Origin of the sequence: Desulfospira joergensenii DSM 10085 (assembly GCF_000420085.1) — a bacterium.
GTDB lineage: Bacteria > Desulfobacterota > Desulfobacteria > Desulfobacterales > Desulfobacteraceae > Desulfospira > Desulfospira joergensenii.
Window position 1 is genome coordinate 2,146,850 of record NZ_ATUG01000001.1, and the last position, 17,013, is coordinate 2,163,862.

Consider the following 17,013-nt stretch of genomic DNA (forward strand, 5'->3'; position numbering starts at 1 on the left):
CAAAACAATACCGGATTTTTGTGTCTTAGGGAAGTATTTGATGAAAATAGAATTCAATAGCAAAAATGAACCGGATAAACCCGGCGAATTTTAACGGTTAATGCCTATGGTGCACACGATCTGTTACTGGCATCAGCGGTGATGGCGTCCGGCCAGTCAACCTGGATTGGAGATAATTTTTCTTTCACTTCTTCCAGTGATATTATTTACCGAATTGCGCTTGTATCCGATTTTTCAGCAGGCCTAGGCCTGGACAACCTGTTTTTTGAACCGGTTCCTGAGCCTGGGACGATATTACTCATTGGATTTGGGCTTATCGGCTTCTCCGGCATATTAAGAAGAAACCGCGATACTGATTACAAAAAATAGGAAGGAAAAATTTTTGCGTTTGTAGAGAACTATTTTGTCTATATGGCTTTTCATCTCTGGCATCACGGGAACAGGACACACGAAAACATGATTGACAGAAAGTGTAGCATATCGTTGCGGGCCGATGAAGCAAGCATGATGTGTCCTGAACGAAATTTATAAACACTGCACCCCGGTTCATCCGGTCCCGAATTCTATGATAATCCTGGTAATCTGGGGCAGTATACCTATTGGCATTTCTCTTCACAAAAAACATATAATCCCGGAATTATAGTTGGAATGGGTCCGGAATTGCGATAGATATTTATTCAGGCTGCTCTCAAACTTTAACATCCGTCAAATAGCCCTTGATCTGCACGGGGCTCGTGGAGTTTTCCAGATGGACTCACCCCTGGTCCGCGTCATATTGGCCACTTTAGGCGGGTATGTCCTTATCCTGTTTTTTTTATTTGTTTATGACTGGATACTTGAGGAATATCCGGGTCCTCCCAGTGGGCCGGTGGAGCTGGAGCGTATTCAGCATCCTCTCCATCATCAGACGGCGGTCAACGCCCTGGGATTATTTAAGCAACTGCCGGAGCCTGAAAAAGCCGCCATGAGGCAATGCCTTACATCCAATCTTGTCCCATTAGAGCAATGGCTTGCCCGTCTTGGGCAATCGAACTTTCAAATATTGTGCATGGGTGAACTTCATGAGGAATCCACCCGTAGCTTTCTATCAAAAAAATTTTTCCCAGCTCTCAGCTTCGATGTTCTCATGCTGGAAGCCACCCCCGGGGAATTGAAGGGGTTGATCAAGAGAATGGAGGCGGGCAGGGATTATTTCCCCCTGTTGGATGCCGATATAATGAACATACTCCGCACCGTCAGGGGCAGGAATCCGGATATCAGGATTTCTGGTATTGAACAAACCGATACACAGGCGGAGAATCATCATGGCTCTTTGAACCCGCGTGACCGGTCCATTGCTCAAAACTTTTGGAGCACATTTGAAGCGGGATCTCGTCACATTGTTTTATTCGGAGCCTTGCACTGTGCCAACGAACCGGATTGGCTTTTCCATAACCTTTGCGAACAAGCTTCTTCCGCGCTAAAAAACGAAATGCTCAATGTACGGGTCTTGGGAGAACACCAGAATGGAGCGGTGGAGGCCTTTGTCTATTTCCTGGATGAAATCGGGATGAAAAAAAGAGACTTTGTTGTTCCAGATACCCGTTCCCTTCCCGGCCACATCCATGAGTGGTTTCCCTTGCTGAATCATCATACTTTGAGAAAATATCGATCCCTGATTGTTTTCCGTGCATGATTTTAAATTCGAAAATTCGGGGGACATATACCTATTATCATTTCTCTTCATAAAAAATATTAAATTTCTGCTCTCTTACGACATAAACGCCAGAGAAGATTATCTCAACCAAACAGGACCGTTAACCTGCCAAATTCCATTTTAAATACGAAACCGTTTATTTAAAAAAGCCCGTACTAAAACTACAAAAGATAGCCCAGGGCGACGAATTCACAAACTGGATATTGAATAGCGGAAGCAAGCTCATACTAGTAGTCAACGCCTGAATCTCAACTACTTTTGTCTCATATCTTCCAAGAGTCAAAAGCAGACTTCCCCCCCTTTCCACCCGGGCTCCGGCAGGGCAGAACCCAATCCCTCTTCAGCATGGAGGTTTCAAAAAGGAGTTGACGCTAGTTATCTATTTCTATACTATTTTGCTTCCAAATATTGGTTTTGAGAAAAAAATTGAACTTTAACTTATTTACCGAAGGCTCGCGATTATCCAAGCAACCCAATTTTAAATAACGGAGAAAAAATGAACCTGAGTTTACGAGGCAAGCTGCTGCTCTCAATTTGTAGTTTACTGTTTATTTCATTGGCAATCTCAAATTCTGTAATCACGATTAATTCCTTTAAGGCTTCTAAAACCGAGGCCAAGGAAAAAACTGAAATTATGACAGAAAAATTCAGCAACCAGATTAAAAATGAAATAGATCAGGCCCTGGATACAGCACGAACTTTGGCCCAGGTTCTATCTGGTTTTAAAGCAGATGGCAAAATCCCGGAAAGATCTACCCTGAACCATCTGATCCGGCAGATATTGGAAGATACCCCCAACCTCCTGGGGGTTTGGAATATATGGGAACCGAATGCCCTAGACGGCCGGGACAATGAATTCAAAGGAGCTGAAGGGCATGACGATACGGGTAGATACGTTGCCTATTGGAATCGGGTGGGCGGAATTCATATTGAACCCTGCGTGGAATATGAAGATGGTACAAGTACAGGATATTACTCTTACCCTAGAGCTACAGGCAAAGAAATGGTCACCGAACCTGTTGAATATGAAATCGGAGGGAAAAAGGTTACTGTCATATCGGTGTGCGTACCGATTAAGTACAATGGCCAGGTTGTTGCGGTGGCTGGTGCCGATTTTTCCATGGAAAAAATGCATGAACTTGTCATAGATATTAAAGCTTATGATTCCGGATACGGTATGTTGATCACCGACACTGGCATTGTTGCTGCCCATCCCCTGAAAAAATTGGTGGGGAAGCCTGCCAAAGATTTTTTCTCTGAAAAAACTATGAATGCCCTGTCCAAGGGGGAGCATGCCACTGAAATCATTACTTCTGCCAAAACCGGCAAGAAAACGAATTTTATTTTTTCTCCCATTGAATTGGGTCGTACAGGTAAAACCTGGCACATCGCTGTAGGAGCGCCTGTGGAAGAAGTCCTTTCCCAGGCCCGGTTTCAGAGGAATGTCAGTATTATTATCAGTATTGTTACGATGCTGATTCTTTTCGGGGCCATCTATTACATTGCAGGTGCTGTCATCGTAAAACCGGTCAGGCAAGTTGTGGATAGCCTCAATGATATTGCTCAAGGTGAAGGCGATACCACCAGGCGTTTGGAAGTGACATCAAAAGACGAAATCGGTGATTTAGCAAAAGTGTTCAACCTTTTTATGGAAAAACTTCAAGGCCTTTTGACCATCATTTCAGGCAATGCACAGGAATTGGATCAGGCATCATCTGATTTGGCTGTCCTGGCAGGAGGCCTGGCATCTGGAGCAGAAGAGACTTTGAATAATTCCCAGACCGTTGCCTCTGCCACAGAAGAAATGAATGCCAATATCAGCTCGGTGGCCGCTGCCATGGAAGAGGCCTCTGCCAATATTGACATGGTGGCCTCTGCCACCGAGGAAATGAGTGCCACCATTGATGAAATCGCGGCCAACTCTGAAAAGGCCAAGGCGATTTCCGGTGATGCTGTATCAAAAACCCAAACCGCCTCCGTCCGTATGGAGGATTTAGGCCGTGCGGCCCTTGATATTGGTGAGGTTACGAACACCATCAATGATATTTCGGAGCAGACCAACCTCCTGGCACTCAATGCGACTATCGAAGCGGCCAGGGCAGGAGAAGCGGGTAAAGGATTTGCTGTTGTCGCCTCAGAAATTAAAGACTTAGCCCGTCAGACGGCAGAGGCCACCAAAGAAATCAAAAATAAGATCGAAGGGATTCAGTCATCCGCCAGTTCCTCTGTGGACGAAATATCCGATGTGGCCAACGTCATTAATGGTGTTGATAATATCATTACAACCATCGCTTCTTCAGTGGAAGAGCAATCCATTGCCACATCCGAAATTTCAGGGAATGTCGGAAATGCCTCCCAGGGGGTTAAAGAGGTCGGAAAAAATACGGCGCAGATTTCAGTTGCCTCCAATGGTATTGCAAAAGATATCGTCCAGGTAAACGCTCTATCAGAAAAGATGTCAGCGGACAGCATGAGTGTCAATAACAATGCATCGAACCTGTCTCAATTATCCGGGAAACTAAAAGAAATTCTGTCCACGTTTAAAATTTAATTCCATAGATACATAACCCGGGCAAATATTTATTGCCCGGGTTAATCAATTTTCATTCCTTACTTTCCAGACGAGATGATTTAAAATACGAATCATTAAAAAAAAGAGTATGATTTTAAACAAATTGAGATCACCAGGAAATACGACGACAACCTTCCTGCCGTTCCCTGCCAGGCCAGCAAAATCCAGCAGGTACTGCTCAATATCCTGACTAACTGGGCCCAGGCCATGCATGGCGCAGATATACCAATAACCGGTTTCCATATCTTTTCCCGCCTGTTATTTCAACCTGCGGGGTTGCGGAGCTGATCCACGCCGGTCACCCATCGGGATCAAGGCTGATGTGCATTTGCCGATGTTTGATGCACGGTCCCTGGTCCATTAAGGACCCCAAAAAATCTATTGCCAACCCTCCACTCTTGGGGTCTCCCACTGCGACTCTATTGCCTGACCCATGCCCCTAACCAGTATGATGTCCATGATCCTGCAAGACTTGCGCTTGGGTATTTTGTTTTTAATGCGGTATTGACCTGACTACAGCTTCACAGTTTATTCTTTATTTTTTTGTTGTGATATTTATTGAAACCCCAACTCATAAGTCATAAATATAATTGCCTTTTGGGCTTTTCTATAAAGGAACAGATCATGCTTGGAATCGGCTTGGATTTTGGGACAACAAATTCCACCTTGGCCATCTTCGATGGCAGGACCGTGTCGTATATTGCCATTGACGATGAAGATGGTTATGATGTCGTCATGCCAACTGCGAATTATATGGATCGGGATTACACTGCAACTGTTGGAACCGAAGCATTGAACAATTATCTTGAATTCAACCAAGGACGACAGATCATTTTGGAAGAAGTTTCTTTGGGAACCATTCGAGTCACCCACGGTGAGAGCAACATGCTGCGAGGACGCGAGGACAATGGTGGCGATACTACTGTGGCCCTTGATGTTCATGCAAAGGTCGACAAGAACATGCCTGGCCTTCTGCTACGGGGTCTAAAGCGATGGCTGGGCATGGGAAGCATAGAGACAATCGATATTTTTGGAATCAAGTACAATGTTGAGGCGCTCATCACACCTATCTTGGCTCACATAAAAAGACGGCTGCACAGGAGCATATACAAAAAACCTTTATCAATCCATATAGGAAGACCTGTCCAGTTTGAAAAGGATACAATTGGAGGAAACAGGATGGCCATAGAAAAGCTTGGTAAATCCGTCAGGTATTCCGGACTGCCGGAGCCTGAATTTTTCCCGGAACCTCTGGGGGCGGCTATCAGCTTTATGGCGGATGAGAAACCCTGTGCAGGGGAGCGATTACTCGCTTTTGATTTTGGTGGCGGGACCCTTGATTTGTGCGTCATTAAAATCGAATCCAATGGATTCTCCATTCAGGCAACCCACGGTATTCCTATCGGCGGGGATCATATTAACCAATTAATATACGAGACCAAAATTTTTCCGGAACTTGGAAAGGGCCTCATTGTCAGGACCGCACATTTAGACATTGTAGCCGAAGAATTGTTCCCCTTTGCAAAATTTGAGGATGGTCTCCTGAACTGGCATCAGACCCATACCCTTAACCACGAAGATTATTTGGACAAGATAGACACTGCACTTTACTCGAACCGCCAAGACAAAAAGACAATAGAAAAATTAACCAGACTGCGGGAATTAATTACCTGGAACTATTCTTATTCAGTCATTAAGGCGATTGAGCAGGCCAAGATTTCCCTGTCTGAAAAGGATATCGCATTGATCGAAGTGCCCGAATTAGACCTTTCAGTTGAAATTACCAAACCTGAATTTAAACAAATCATTGTAAGCCTATTGGATAAGATCGACGGTGCAGTTGACCGCATTCTGGAAAAATCCGGATTGGATGAAGAGTGTGTTGACCATCTGATAAGCACCGGCGGATCCTCTTTGATTCCAGAGGTACAGCGTATGCTTGCAAACCGTTTTCCAGGCAGGGTAAAGGCCCACAGTGAATTTAAGGGTATTGCAGCAGGCTTGGCGATCGCCAATTACCACGGTTATAAATATTCTTGTGATTAACGGGTATTGCCTAAGTCGCAAATATCCTAATCAAAATTTTTAAATATACCGGAACGAACCGTAACACCCAGGACGGTTTTGGGGTTTTTGGAAAATTCTGAGAAAATCCCAGGGGCAGATCTTGAACCCTCAATTTTTTAGAATCGATTCACTCTTTGGCAAACCAGCTTCCATAAATCCGGACGCTTCTATCTTCGCGAAAATGCTCATCCTCATCCCAATTTTCGATATCAATGTTTGATCTCAATGATTCTTTGGGCCCGGATACCAATGTTAAAATCTGACAATTTTTTAAATAAGGACCCAGCCGTTTTTTTAAATAGTCAGAAATCCATTCGGCTCTTGCCTGTGCTAACCCTAAATTAGAGCCATATTGTTTTTCTCTGGCATGGGACAGCTTTATCTTATCTACTCCTCCGACAATAATTAACTGCCCCAAATGCATTTTTTTTGATTTATTTCTGATTTTTTCAACAATGGAATTTAATAAGTGTTCATCCCCGGATGATGAATCTGAGGCTTGGTGCTCACCCATATCAAAACAGCAAAAAATATCAATCAATTCATATCCGGTTTTTTGTTTTTGTTCTGAAAAAAAATTTTCAATTCTGACATTTCTAAAAAGGCCAGGCTCCGGCGTGTATCCCAAGCCCGTATTTCCGTTATTGTTCCAATTAAATTCCAAGCGATATACATTTGATTGGGGGATCGCTATTTTCGTATCTGTTTTTTCATTATACACAAATATGAATTTTTCAGTTGTCCCGATAAGGCGCATTTTTTCAATCCATCCGGAAACATTTTTTGATTTATCTCCCTGGCTCACGAGCAGACGGATTTTTCTATTTTCATCCGCAAGAACGTCCTCTTTTGAAGTTAATTGAGCCCAGATCGGAAAGAGGATCACCAAACCACCGAGGATAAGAATGGAACAGAATTTTGCCGCTTTTATTCTTCCCGGAGATTGAAAGCTGTCTCCTCTATACAGAACCCATTTCTTGATTGAGGTAATCGCGACAAGAAAAATCCCGGTGAATAAAAACGGGAGAAGAACAAAGAGAAAAAACCAAGGATTTTGAAATGCCGCCAGAAGAAAATCATTGAGTTCTGCAAATTCAAATATGGACAGGCCGAAATTTTTAAACAGATTATATGCCTGAACCATTCCAACATAAGTGACGTAAATATAGGAAACCGGCGCCAACCATGGCCAATTATCCTTTAGCCAGGATAGGAACCCTTTATTCTCTTCTTTCATGGCATCACTTTCTCTTCGATATATATTAAATTTGATATTCTGGACAAAACCGGGCAAATTTGATCAATGAAGAGTTCTTCCATTTCCTCCCAGGTTTTATACTGCTGGAAAAAAATCAAATGTCGCTGAATAGAAAATTGAAACTCAATAATTTGAAAAGAGATTGAAATCCGAGCAGGAAAAAACTTTGCCCCAAACCCTATGGTTTCATTATTATGAAAAACCGGGAGTGTCAATAAGAGAGGCTTTTTATATTTATTATCTAGGATAAATAAGAAAAAAAATCCCGGAGGCTTTGCTGTCAAAAATTATAGCCGCAAATTTATTGAACTCGAAGGACAGCGCACCTATTATCAATATTTTTTAGAAAAAAACATACCATTCCAGGAATTACAATGATCGGGTTGAGGATGAAAATCAAACAGTTGGCCTACCATAAAAGATGGATGATGGACATGGCCAGCAATATGATAAACGTATGTTTCTGATATTTTTTAAACCATGGAATACGAATCAGGCGTGTACCGATCTGGCCTCCCATGATAACGCCGCTGCAGGTTGCAAACAATAGGGAGGTCCCTTGGGGCCAGGATGCATGCCCAAACCAGACACTTACACAGACCAGAAAAAGGTAAAAAAGGATGGTGACAAACATGATGAACAGACTGGTGGCCACTGCACGGGACGTGGGCATATTGAGTTTGGTCGTCATGTGAGGGATGAGCCAATCTGTGTTGCCGATGCTCAGAAGGCCGGTGAAAAATGAAGAGAGGATGACCACGGGATAGCTTTTGGCATAGTGGATGGGCGTGTCTGAAGCCGACCTTTTGTCAATATCCGAATCATGGATATGAAGGGACTGGATGGTTCTCATCAGCAAATAGCCGGCAATGAGCAGAAAGATGTAAAGCAGGAGTCGCTCGTAGGCCATGGGGATATAAAAGCCGGCCCAGAAGCCCATGGTCACCCCTGCCAGAGCCATGGGGATAAATGCAACCGCCGTTTTCGAATCCACCATACCATTGAAAAGATAGGTCAGAGAGCCCGTTCCTTTACCGGCAATCTGGGTAAATATAGAAATGGCAACCGCTTCGGAAGGTCTGATATTTAAAAAAGTCAAAACCGGTATCCAGAGCACCCCGGCTCCCAGTCCGGTAAACATCACCATGGCCCCCACAGCTATGGCCAGCAGATGGACAAAGATAAACCTGGAAAAGCCCAATGGGATTCCTGTGTCCAGAAAAAAAGACAGAAGAAAAACATATACTGCGTCGGCCAGCATCCAGAACACCAGGTATTTAGGTGCTTTGAGCAAGGGGGACCATAGCTTCATTATTTAGTCATCCCCTTGTTTTGCTCCCAGATATTTTCCATACTGCTTTGCAATAAACACCAGCGTGATGAAAAAAGCCGACAGCCTTACCAGGTGCCAGGCCCACCACATACCGTTCCAAGGCCTTGAAAATGGAAAAATGATAGCGGCAATTCCAAACAGATACGCCAGGCAGGCGAAAAGAAGATACTGACGGTCTCCCTGTTGCCGGTACATCTGATAAAACTTGAATACTGAAGCAATAAACAGGAGGCTTGCTGTCAGATTGATCAGGACTGCGGCCATGGTAAATCCACCGTCAAACAGGGGCATGATTTTGGGTACATCAGCCGGAAACAACAGCGCTCTCAACCCTATTGAAATCGACAGAATAATAAATCCAAAGTATATGAAACGCAGTTCGGAAAGGCTTCCCAACCGCCGTTTGTTGCTGAACCAGACCGAAGCAAAAAAGAAACCGCAAGACAGGCTGGCGACGCTGTGAAGAAAAATAAAGGAATCACCAAGCTGGCTTATGGCATGGGCTGTATCAAGCACGCCCATGCTTGCAAACCCGGTTGCCAGCATAGCAAGGCAAGCATTCAGTTTTTCCTGGGACCGGATGAACAATATCACGGAAATCAGGCAAGCTGTTATACCTCCAAGCGTTTCTATGGTCGAATGTAGCTGAATATGCTGCCACTGCCAGACAGAAAGCCTGCCAAATAATCCCAAAAGCGCAGCGGTCAGAGCCAGGGCTGTAATTAACAGTATTCTTGCAGGTGTAGTTGAAAACATTGGGTTTAACGTCTCTTGTAAATAAAGCCTCGTTAAAAGCCGGTCATATTTTTAAATCATTTGCTCCGATATTCTATACAATAAGCCTGGCAATGATAGGCCCTGAAAAAATGGTTGTCAAGATTTGCGAATTATGGGGGATACAATAGTTTCAAGAGCGATGTGAAACAAAAATAGGTATTGTCCCGCCGGGCAAAATATGCCATGAAGAAATCTTTTACCCTTTTTTATTTTTGGAGACATGCATGACAAAGCACTGGCAGGGGGCGGTTCAAGATCTCTGGGGCATTGAAGGGGCCTTTATCCGGCTGGACGGTGAGTATGATCTGAATTTCCGGATCAATTCCACCCATATTCTTAAAGTGATGCGGGAAGGCTGTCCGACCGATATTGTGGACCTGCAATGCTCTGCGCTGGATCACCTTAACGCCTTTTCCCTGCCCCTGGTTGTGCCCTCCCAAAAAGGCCGGCCCTTTGAAATCTGCAAAGACGAAAAAGGATGCGACCGGATTCTCTGGATGCTGGAAAACATCGAGGGAAAAACCTGGGCCGAATTCAAACCCAAGACCTGCGACCTTGTCCTAAAACTTGGAGAAACCATTGGGGCCATGGATAATGCTCTGAAGGGTTTTCATCATTCAGCCCTGCACCGGGAATTTAAATGGCATCTGCCCTCGGGCGGCTGGATTGGAGAACACCTTGGAATGATTGCCGATGAACCCCGGCAAAAGGTCCTCCAACAGATCCTGGATGATTTTTCCGGAATCAAGACGGATCTGGACGAACTGCCCGCCCAGGCCGTTCACAACGATATCAACGATTACAATATCCTGGTGATTGGAAGTCTGGAAGCTCCTCCTGCCGTCTCCGGCATCATTGATCTGGGGGATATGTGCCTCTCTCCTGTGGTCTGCGATCTGGCCATTGCCGCCGCCTACATGGTACTGGATCACCCGGACCCGGAAAGCGTCCTGGAAAATCTGGTAAAGGGCTTTCACAGCGAGTGTCCGCTCTCCCCAAAAGAGATCGATATGATCTGGCCCCTTTTGCGCCTGCGCCTGGCCGTTTCCGTGGTCAACTCCACCATGATGGCCCGGGAAAAGCCCGATGATCCATACGTCCTGATATCCCAGGGCCCGGCCTGGGCCTTTCTGGAGTCCCAGAAGGTCAATCCGGATCTGATAGCGGCCCGCCTGCGGGCGGCCTGCGGATTCGGGGTTAACGACAAGGCCCGTTCGGTCATGGAATGGCTCAATAAAAACCGCGGGGGCTTTGCCCCGGTTCTGGGCCGGTCCCTGGATGCCCTGCCCCGGGTCAGCCTGTCCGTGGCCGACTCCACCCTGCCCCAAAATCCATTTGATCTGACCCCTGATGAGGCTGGAACCCTGGGTGTGGAAGCCCAAGGCTTTCATCTGGGATATTATGCGGAACCCCGCCTGATCTATACGGACAGGGCCTTTTACAAGGGGCCTTTCAAGGCAAGCAACCGCAGAACCGTCCATATTGGCGTGGATATCTTTGCCCCGGCCGGCACAAGGGTCTTTGCGCCCCTGAACGCCGTGGTGGAGGCCGTTGAGAACCGGAAGGACAACCTGGATTACGGAGGTCTGGTCATTCTTTGCCATGAAACCGGAGAAGGCTCTCCCTTTTTCACCCTTTACGGCCATCTGAATCCTGAATCCATCGGATCCATGGCGCCGGGACAGTCCATTGAAAAAGGAGAGGCCTTTGCAGCCCTGGGCGAACCGGATCACAACGGCGGATGGGCGCCGCATTTGCACTTTCAAACAGGTCTGATCCATGTTGATCCCAACTGGCCCGGGGCCGTGGACCCGGATGAACGCACTTTCTGGTCCAGTCTTTATCCCAATCCGGCGGCTCTCCTGAATCTTGAGGATGAAAGACTTGTCTATCAACCGCCCTCCAAGGCCGGGATCCTGGCCCAGCGAAGGGAAAGGTTCGGACAGAACCTGAAACTGACCTACACCGATCCTATCATGTTCCTGCGCGGCTGGAAGACCCATCTGTTTGACGAGTGGGGCAGACCCTTTCTGGACAGCTATAACAACGTTCCCCACGTGGGCCATGCCCATCCCCGGATCCAGGCGGTTGCCGCCGACCAGCTGAAACGCATGAACAGCAACACCCGCTATCTGCATCCGTCCCAGATTGCCTTTGCCGAAAAGATCGCCTCCTACATGCCTGAACCGCTGTCCATCTGCTTTTTTGTCAACTCAGGTTCCGAAGCCAACGAGTTGTCCCTGAGGCTTGCCCGGGCCCATACCGGGGGCAGGGATATGATCACTCCGGACCACGGGTATCACGGCAACACCACCGGCTGCATCGATATCTCGGCATACAAGTTTAACGCCAAAGGCGGGGTCGGCCCCTCGGAATGGGTCCACCTGATCGAGGTGGCCGACAACTTCCGCGGCCGTTTCCGCCGCGGCGGGGCAGATATTGCACAAAAATATGCGGATCTGGTGGACGGGGCCCTGGCCGATATCCGCGCGGGAAAAGGGAAACTGGCCGGATTCATTGCCGAAACCTTTCCCAGCGTGGGAGGCCAGATCATCCCGCCCAAAGGCTATCTGCCGGCTGTCTATGAAAAAATCCGGAACGCGGGCGGGGTCTGTATTGCCGATGAGGTGCAGACGGGTCTGGGCCGCCTTGGCGACTTTTTCTTCGGCTTTGAGCACCAGGGCGCCGTTCCCGACATCGTTGTTCTGGGCAAGCCCATTGGCAACGGACATCCCCTGGGCGTTGTGGTCACGACAAAAGAGATCGCCGGCAGTTTTGCCAAGGGACCCGAGTTTTTCTCCACCTTTGGCGGTTCCACCCTCTCCTGCCGCACGGGGCTTGAGGTGCTCAGGATCGTTGAAGATGAACGCCTACAGGAAAACGCCAGAAAGATGGGGAACAAACTTCTGGCCGGGCTAAGGGATTTGCAGGAAAAATATGAAGTTGTGGGGGATGTCCGGGGCTGCGGGCTTTTCATCGGCCTTGATCTGGTGACCGACCCTCAGACCCGTGAACCCGGGACCGTTCTGGCCGGTTACGTGAAGAACCGCATGCGGGAGCACAGGATTCTCATGGGCAGCGAAGGCCCCCATGACAATATCCTAAAGATAAGACCGCCCATGACCGTTGAAACGGAAGATATAGATTACATCCTTGAGACGATGGACAGGGTGCTGGCTGAGGCCCAATCCTTACTTGGGAAATAAAAACGAAATAAAGCGAGAAAAATCATGGCCTTGAACAAAGAACAATTATTGGAATGGCTCTCACAGGTGGCACCCAACCGCTACCTCCAGGCCCTGGTCATCATCCTGGTCTTTGCAGGACTGGCCAAAATCGCCGATGTGATGATACGCAGGGTGGCCCGGAAATGGATCGAAAAGACCACCTTCAAACTGGATGATCAGATCCTGGATATTTTTCACAAACCCATTTTCATCAGTATCCTTCTCTTCGGCCTGGCCCTGGCAACGGAAAGACTGGCATTTAAGGAGAGCGTTGATTTCGTAACCATGGGCGGGCTGAAAACCATCGGTATCCTGATCTGGTCGGTGGCCGTCTCCAGGCTGGCCAAACTGCTGCTCAGCCTCGTAAGCCATGACGAAAGCCGGTTTAAGCTCATCCAGGACAGGACCCTGCCCCTGTTTAACAATCTGCTGCTGATCATTGTGATCAGCGTGTCCATGTATATTCTGTTCCTGGTATGGAATATTGATCTGACCGCCTGGATGGCTTCCGCCGGGATTCTGGGTCTGGCCGTCTCTTTTGCGGCAAAAGACACCCTGGCCAACCTGTTTTCCGGTGTCTTTATCATGGCTGACGCTCCTTACAAACTGGGGGATATGATCGTTCTTGAATCCGGGGAGCGCGGGTATGTAACCACCATAGGAATCCGGAGCACACGCATTCTGACCCGGGACGATGTGGAGATTACGGTTCCCAATTCAATCATGGGAAATACAAAGGTAATCAATGAAGCCGGGGGACGGCATGAAAAATACCGGATCCGGGTGAAGGTGGGCGTGGCCTACGGATCCGACATTGACAAGGTCCATGAAGTTCTTCTGGATGAGGCAAAACTAAATTCCCAGGTCTGTTCGATTCCGGCGGCAAGGGTCCGGTTCCGGGCATTCGGTGATTCAAGCCTGGACCATGAGCTGCTCTGCTGGGTGAGAAAACCGGTACAGAAGGGGTCAGTGCTCCACATGCTCAATACGGCAATCTATAAGCGGTTTCTCAAAGAGAATATTGAAATCCCCTTCCCCCAGCGGGATGTCCATATTATTCCGCCGGACAGCCACAATTCCGGCAATGGGACCGCCTGATTTCCGATGGGGAACGCGGACTCCCGGGAACCATTGTGAGGGTCCGGGCCATTGCCCAAGGCTATATTTTTTACTTATCAAAGACCTCTCTTACTTTGTAGGAGAGGTCCTGTTTTGAGAAAGGCTTTTGGATAAAATGTAATCCTTTATCCAAAATACCCTGATCCGCAATTACATTTGAGGTATATCCGGACATGAAAAGGCATTTCATATCCGGACGGGTTTGTAATACTTCTTTGGCAAGGTCACGTCCGTTCATTTTGGGCATGACAACATCTGTCATCAATAGATGAATTTTTTGATCAAAATTGTTTCCGGCCAGAACCGCCTCATCCGGTGTGGCAGCTGCCAGGACGTTATAGCCCAGCCGCTCAAGCATCCCTTTTGTCATTTTCAGCATTGCCTTTTCATCTTCAACCAGCAGTATGGTTTCATGGCCTCCGGGGAGTTCCTTTTGAATGGGCTTTTGTGCTTCGGTTTCAAATTCTATGGTGTGTTTCGGCAGATAAATTTTAAAAATCGTCCCCTTATCCGGTTCGCTGTAAACATTGATCGTGCCCTTGTTCTGTTTAACGATGCCGTATACCGTGGCAAGGCCGAGCCCCGTGCCCTGGCCGAGCCCTTTTGTGGTAAAAAACGGTTCAAAGAGATTGTCAATGGTCTTTTTATCCATACCCAAGCCATTATCGCTGACGCCGATGAGAACATATTCACCGGGTTGAATTCCCGTCTGATTCTGATCCTCATCCAGATGAACATTATCCGTCTCTATGGTAATCTTGCCGATATCCTTTATGGCATCCCTTGCATTGACACATAAATTGGCCAGAATCTGATCGATTTGGGAGGGATCTATATTCACCGGCCACAGGGATGGTTTCGGATGCCATGACAAATCAATATTCTCCCCGATCAAACGCTTGAGCATCTTAAGCATTTTTTCTATGGTATGATTCAGATCCAGGATCTGGGGAGAAACCGTCTGTTTCCGGGCAAAGGCCAATAGCTGGCGGGTCAGGTCGGCTGATCGCCGGGCTGCTTTTTGAATTTCCTCAAGGTTCTTGATCACAGGGTTTGACGGTTCCAAATCTTCCAGGCCGATTTCAGTATTTCCCAGGATGATGCTGAGCATATTATTAAAATCGTGGGCCACGCCTCCGGCCAGTCTTCCAATGGACTCCATCTTCTGGGCCTGTTTCAACTGATTTTCGATTTTTACCCGTTCTTTTTCTGCATTTTTTTTATCGGTAATATCCCGTCCGGCGCCGATGATCTCCGCGATATTTCCCTGGCTGTCGAAAACAGCCGTATCCATCCAGGCCAGCCACCGCCAACCTGACTTGGTCATTGCACGCTGCTCTAAATAGACCGTGTATGGAGGAGAAAAAAGGGCATCCATTGCCCTGGCAGTTGATTCCCTGTCCTCCTCGTGTACCAGGGGCATGAATGTCTTTCCCAGAAGATCTTCCTCTGATTTTCCAAATATCCGGCAATAGGATGGGCTGACAAATAGAAAACGGCCGTCTATATCAACCTTGACCACCATATCTGTTTGATTTTCCACCAGCAGGCGGTATTTTTCTTCGCTTTGTTTCAGTCTTTTTTCAGCTTCCTGTTTTTTAATAATAAACTCCGTGATCAGGACACCGAGGACGATAAATAAAGCAAGGACCATCAGGCGGGAAACGATCTGATATGGAGGAACCTTCAGCAAAAACGGATCTAAATAAGATCCGGGCTCAGCAAAAATCAGTTGTTTTAAATTATACTCAAAGGATATATAAGACCAGATGCTGTCCAGTATCCAGTACGCAAAACAGACAAAACCCACGCTCAGATACCCTTTTAAACGCGAAGACATTACAATCTACTGCTCATGAATTTCAGTTGCAATTTTTAAAATACTTTCAGGCATTTCAAATCCCGTTTGTCTGACCGTTTCCATATTTACCGCAATATCCAGGGGATCCTCAAAAATCTGGTTGAGGTCTCCCGGTTCCGCTCCGTTCAGGATTTCACCAAATTTCGCTGCATTGTACCTACCCAGGGCAGTATAACCGGAATCACTTGAAATGCTCAGCATCATCCCCTTTTTGACAAATCTCGATCCCAGCATGGCAAAAGAGGGCGTCCCGGCTTTCCGGAAAATATCTGCTATCGGTTTTGCCTGCCGGTCCACACAGGTTAAAGCCGTAACATATACGGCATCACATGTTGCAGCCAGTTTTTCATAACATTCAAAACAGGATTGGTCAGATCCGGCCGTGTCTGCATTTGTATCAATGACTTCACACAAAACAAGCTTAAATCCTCTTTCCCCGGCAATCTGTTCAGCGCTTTCCATTGCAGCATACACCCTTCCCTCGGGAGTATTTTCATAGGCAATCCCCAATGTCTTAAAACCGACAATTCTTGAAAACATTCTTATTTGACGCTTATAGCGATTGGGATCGACCCGTGCCGTTACGTGGGCATATCCTGAATCTTTCGCGCTCTTAATGATTCCCGCTTTTATGGGATCTGAAGTTGACACTACCAGAACGGGTACGGAATGCCCGTTGTTCGCCAAATCAAGTCCGGCCCAGGTACCCATGGCAATGATTAAATCAATGGAACCTGATTTCAGCTTTCCAAGGACCCTTTCCCGTACAAGGGTTCTTTCCTTATCATCCCAGTTCGCGGAAAATCCATTTTTACCTTTAAAGGCCAGATAAGAACTTTCACATCGGGTCAGCCAGTTCCAATACGGCATTTGAATCTCTTCATCATAATTTGGCAATTCAGTCTTATCAATCCATCCCAGTTCCATGAGTCCCGTCACGAGAACTCTCATGGTTTCGGCATAGTCGGAAAAAGGGCCTCCCTCATAATAGGCGATATTCCATTTTTTGCCCTTATTGAGCTTTGGCATATCGGCAGGACTGCCTAAAGAACCGGATATCAGTGAAATGAAACAGAGCAGGATAATATATTTGCTTATTTTCA

At 46.9% G+C, this 17,013-nt stretch carries 12 protein-coding genes; 6 read left to right on the plus strand and 6 right to left on the minus strand.

The genetic code is table 11. The features are described from left to right. Positions 1 to 141: 141 nt before the first annotated feature. The 3 genes from F608_RS37355 to F608_RS31505 all read left to right on the plus strand — a co-directional run bounded on the left by F608_RS37355 (position 142) and on the right by F608_RS31505 (position 4,247). On the plus strand, positions 142 to 369 hold the full coding sequence (locus F608_RS37355) for a PEP-CTERM sorting domain-containing protein (protein WP_084681040.1): 228 nt from the start codon (positions 142 to 144) through the stop codon (positions 367 to 369). A gap of 379 nt (positions 370 to 748) precedes the next feature. Continuing rightward, a complete protein-coding gene (locus F608_RS0110920; RefSeq protein ID WP_027362658.1) occupies positions 749 to 1,675 on the plus strand; it encodes a hypothetical protein in 927 nt (308 codons plus the stop codon). A gap of 517 nt (positions 1,676 to 2,192) precedes the next feature. Continuing rightward, entirely contained in the window at positions 2,193 to 4,247 is a 2,055-nt protein-coding gene (locus tag F608_RS31505) for a methyl-accepting chemotaxis protein (protein ID WP_022665678.1), read from the plus strand. Between the two features lie 45 nt (positions 4,248 to 4,292). Here the strand turns inward: F608_RS31505 and F608_RS0110930 are convergent, their stop codons facing one another. Further along, positions 4,293 to 4,511 carry a hypothetical protein gene (locus tag F608_RS0110930; RefSeq protein ID WP_022665679.1) on the minus strand — a complete coding sequence of 73 codons (219 nt, stop codon included), beginning with the start codon at positions 4,509 to 4,511 and terminating at the stop codon, positions 4,293 to 4,295. A 381-nt stretch (positions 4,512 to 4,892) separates the two neighbouring features. Here F608_RS0110930 and F608_RS0110935 point away from each other — a divergent pair, with 381 nt between their 5' ends. After that, complete coding sequence (locus F608_RS0110935) at positions 4,893 to 6,314, plus strand: Hsp70 family protein (protein ID WP_022665680.1); 1,422 nt, start codon at positions 4,893 to 4,895, stop codon at positions 6,312 to 6,314. Positions 6,315 to 6,462: 148 nt separating this feature from the next. Here the strand turns inward: F608_RS0110935 and F608_RS0110940 are convergent, their stop codons facing one another. The 3 genes from F608_RS0110940 to F608_RS0110955 all read right to left on the minus strand — a co-directional run bounded on the left by F608_RS0110940 (position 6,463) and on the right by F608_RS0110955 (position 9,682). Further along, complete coding sequence (locus F608_RS0110940; protein WP_027362659.1) at positions 6,463 to 7,572, minus strand: hypothetical protein; 1,110 nt, start codon at positions 7,570 to 7,572, stop codon at positions 6,463 to 6,465. Positions 7,573 to 8,002: 430 nt separating this feature from the next. Beyond that, entirely contained in the window at positions 8,003 to 8,905 is a 903-nt protein-coding gene (locus tag F608_RS0110950) for a sulfite exporter TauE/SafE family protein (RefSeq protein ID WP_022665683.1), read from the minus strand. A gap of 3 nt (positions 8,906 to 8,908) precedes the next feature. Next, a complete protein-coding gene (locus tag F608_RS0110955) occupies positions 8,909 to 9,682 on the minus strand; it encodes an MASE3 domain-containing protein (protein WP_027362660.1) in 774 nt (257 codons plus the stop codon). Between the two features lie 245 nt (positions 9,683 to 9,927). On the opposite strand from F608_RS0110955, the gene F608_RS0110960 reads away from it, so the two are divergent. Both F608_RS0110960 and F608_RS0110965 read left to right on the plus strand, forming a co-directional pair. Continuing rightward, positions 9,928 to 12,909, plus strand: a complete 2,982-nt coding sequence (locus F608_RS0110960) for an aminotransferase class III-fold pyridoxal phosphate-dependent enzyme (protein WP_022665685.1) — start codon at positions 9,928 to 9,930, stop codon at positions 12,907 to 12,909. A 24-nt stretch (positions 12,910 to 12,933) separates the two neighbouring features. Then, positions 12,934 to 14,028, plus strand: coding sequence for a mechanosensitive ion channel family protein (locus F608_RS0110965; RefSeq protein ID WP_027362661.1), 1,095 nt, complete (start codon positions 12,934 to 12,936; stop codon positions 14,026 to 14,028). Between the two features lie 70 nt (positions 14,029 to 14,098). Here F608_RS0110965 and F608_RS31510 read toward each other — a convergent pair whose 3' ends face one another. Further along, a complete protein-coding gene (locus F608_RS31510) occupies positions 14,099 to 15,889 on the minus strand; it encodes a PAS domain S-box protein (protein ID WP_084681041.1) in 1,791 nt (596 codons plus the stop codon). 6 nt (positions 15,890 to 15,895) lie between these two features. After that, the gene (locus F608_RS0110975) at positions 15,896 to 16,939 is read right to left on the minus strand and encodes an ABC transporter substrate-binding protein (protein WP_161626846.1); all 1,044 of its coding nucleotides are present in this window, start codon (positions 16,937 to 16,939) and stop codon (positions 15,896 to 15,898) included. Between the last annotated feature and the right edge of the window lie 74 nt (positions 16,940 to 17,013).

Excerpts from the sequence above, each read along its gene's own strand:
- F608_RS0110975 (WP_161626846.1), bottom strand. The coding sequence starts at position 16,939 with ATGCCAAAGCTCAATAAGGGCAAAAAATGGAATATCGCCTATTATGAG.
- F608_RS0110920 (WP_027362658.1), top strand. The coding sequence starts at position 749 with ATGGACTCACCCCTGGTCCGCGTCATATTGGCCACTTTAGGCGGGTAT.
- F608_RS0110965 (WP_027362661.1), top strand. The coding sequence starts at position 12,934 with ATGGCCTTGAACAAAGAACAATTATTGGAATGGCTCTCACAGGTGGCA.
- F608_RS0110935 (WP_022665680.1), top strand. The coding sequence starts at position 4,893 with ATGCTTGGAATCGGCTTGGATTTTGGGACAACAAATTCCACCTTGGCC.
- F608_RS0110960 (WP_022665685.1), top strand. The coding sequence starts at position 9,928 with ATGACAAAGCACTGGCAGGGGGCGGTTCAAGATCTCTGGGGCATTGAA.
- F608_RS37355 (WP_084681040.1), top strand. The coding sequence starts at position 142 with ATGGCGTCCGGCCAGTCAACCTGGATTGGAGATAATTTTTCTTTCACT.
- F608_RS0110940 (WP_027362659.1), bottom strand. The coding sequence starts at position 7,572 with ATGAAAGAAGAGAATAAAGGGTTCCTATCCTGGCTAAAGGATAATTGG.
- F608_RS0110930 (WP_022665679.1), bottom strand. The coding sequence starts at position 4,511 with ATGGAAACCGGTTATTGGTATATCTGCGCCATGCATGGCCTGGGCCCA.
- F608_RS31505 (WP_022665678.1), top strand. The coding sequence starts at position 2,193 with ATGAACCTGAGTTTACGAGGCAAGCTGCTGCTCTCAATTTGTAGTTTA.
- F608_RS0110955 (WP_027362660.1), bottom strand. The coding sequence starts at position 9,682 with ATGTTTTCAACTACACCTGCAAGAATACTGTTAATTACAGCCCTGGCT.
- F608_RS31510 (WP_084681041.1), bottom strand. The coding sequence starts at position 15,889 with ATGTCTTCGCGTTTAAAAGGGTATCTGAGCGTGGGTTTTGTCTGTTTT.
- F608_RS0110950 (WP_022665683.1), bottom strand. The coding sequence starts at position 8,905 with ATGAAGCTATGGTCCCCCTTGCTCAAAGCACCTAAATACCTGGTGTTC.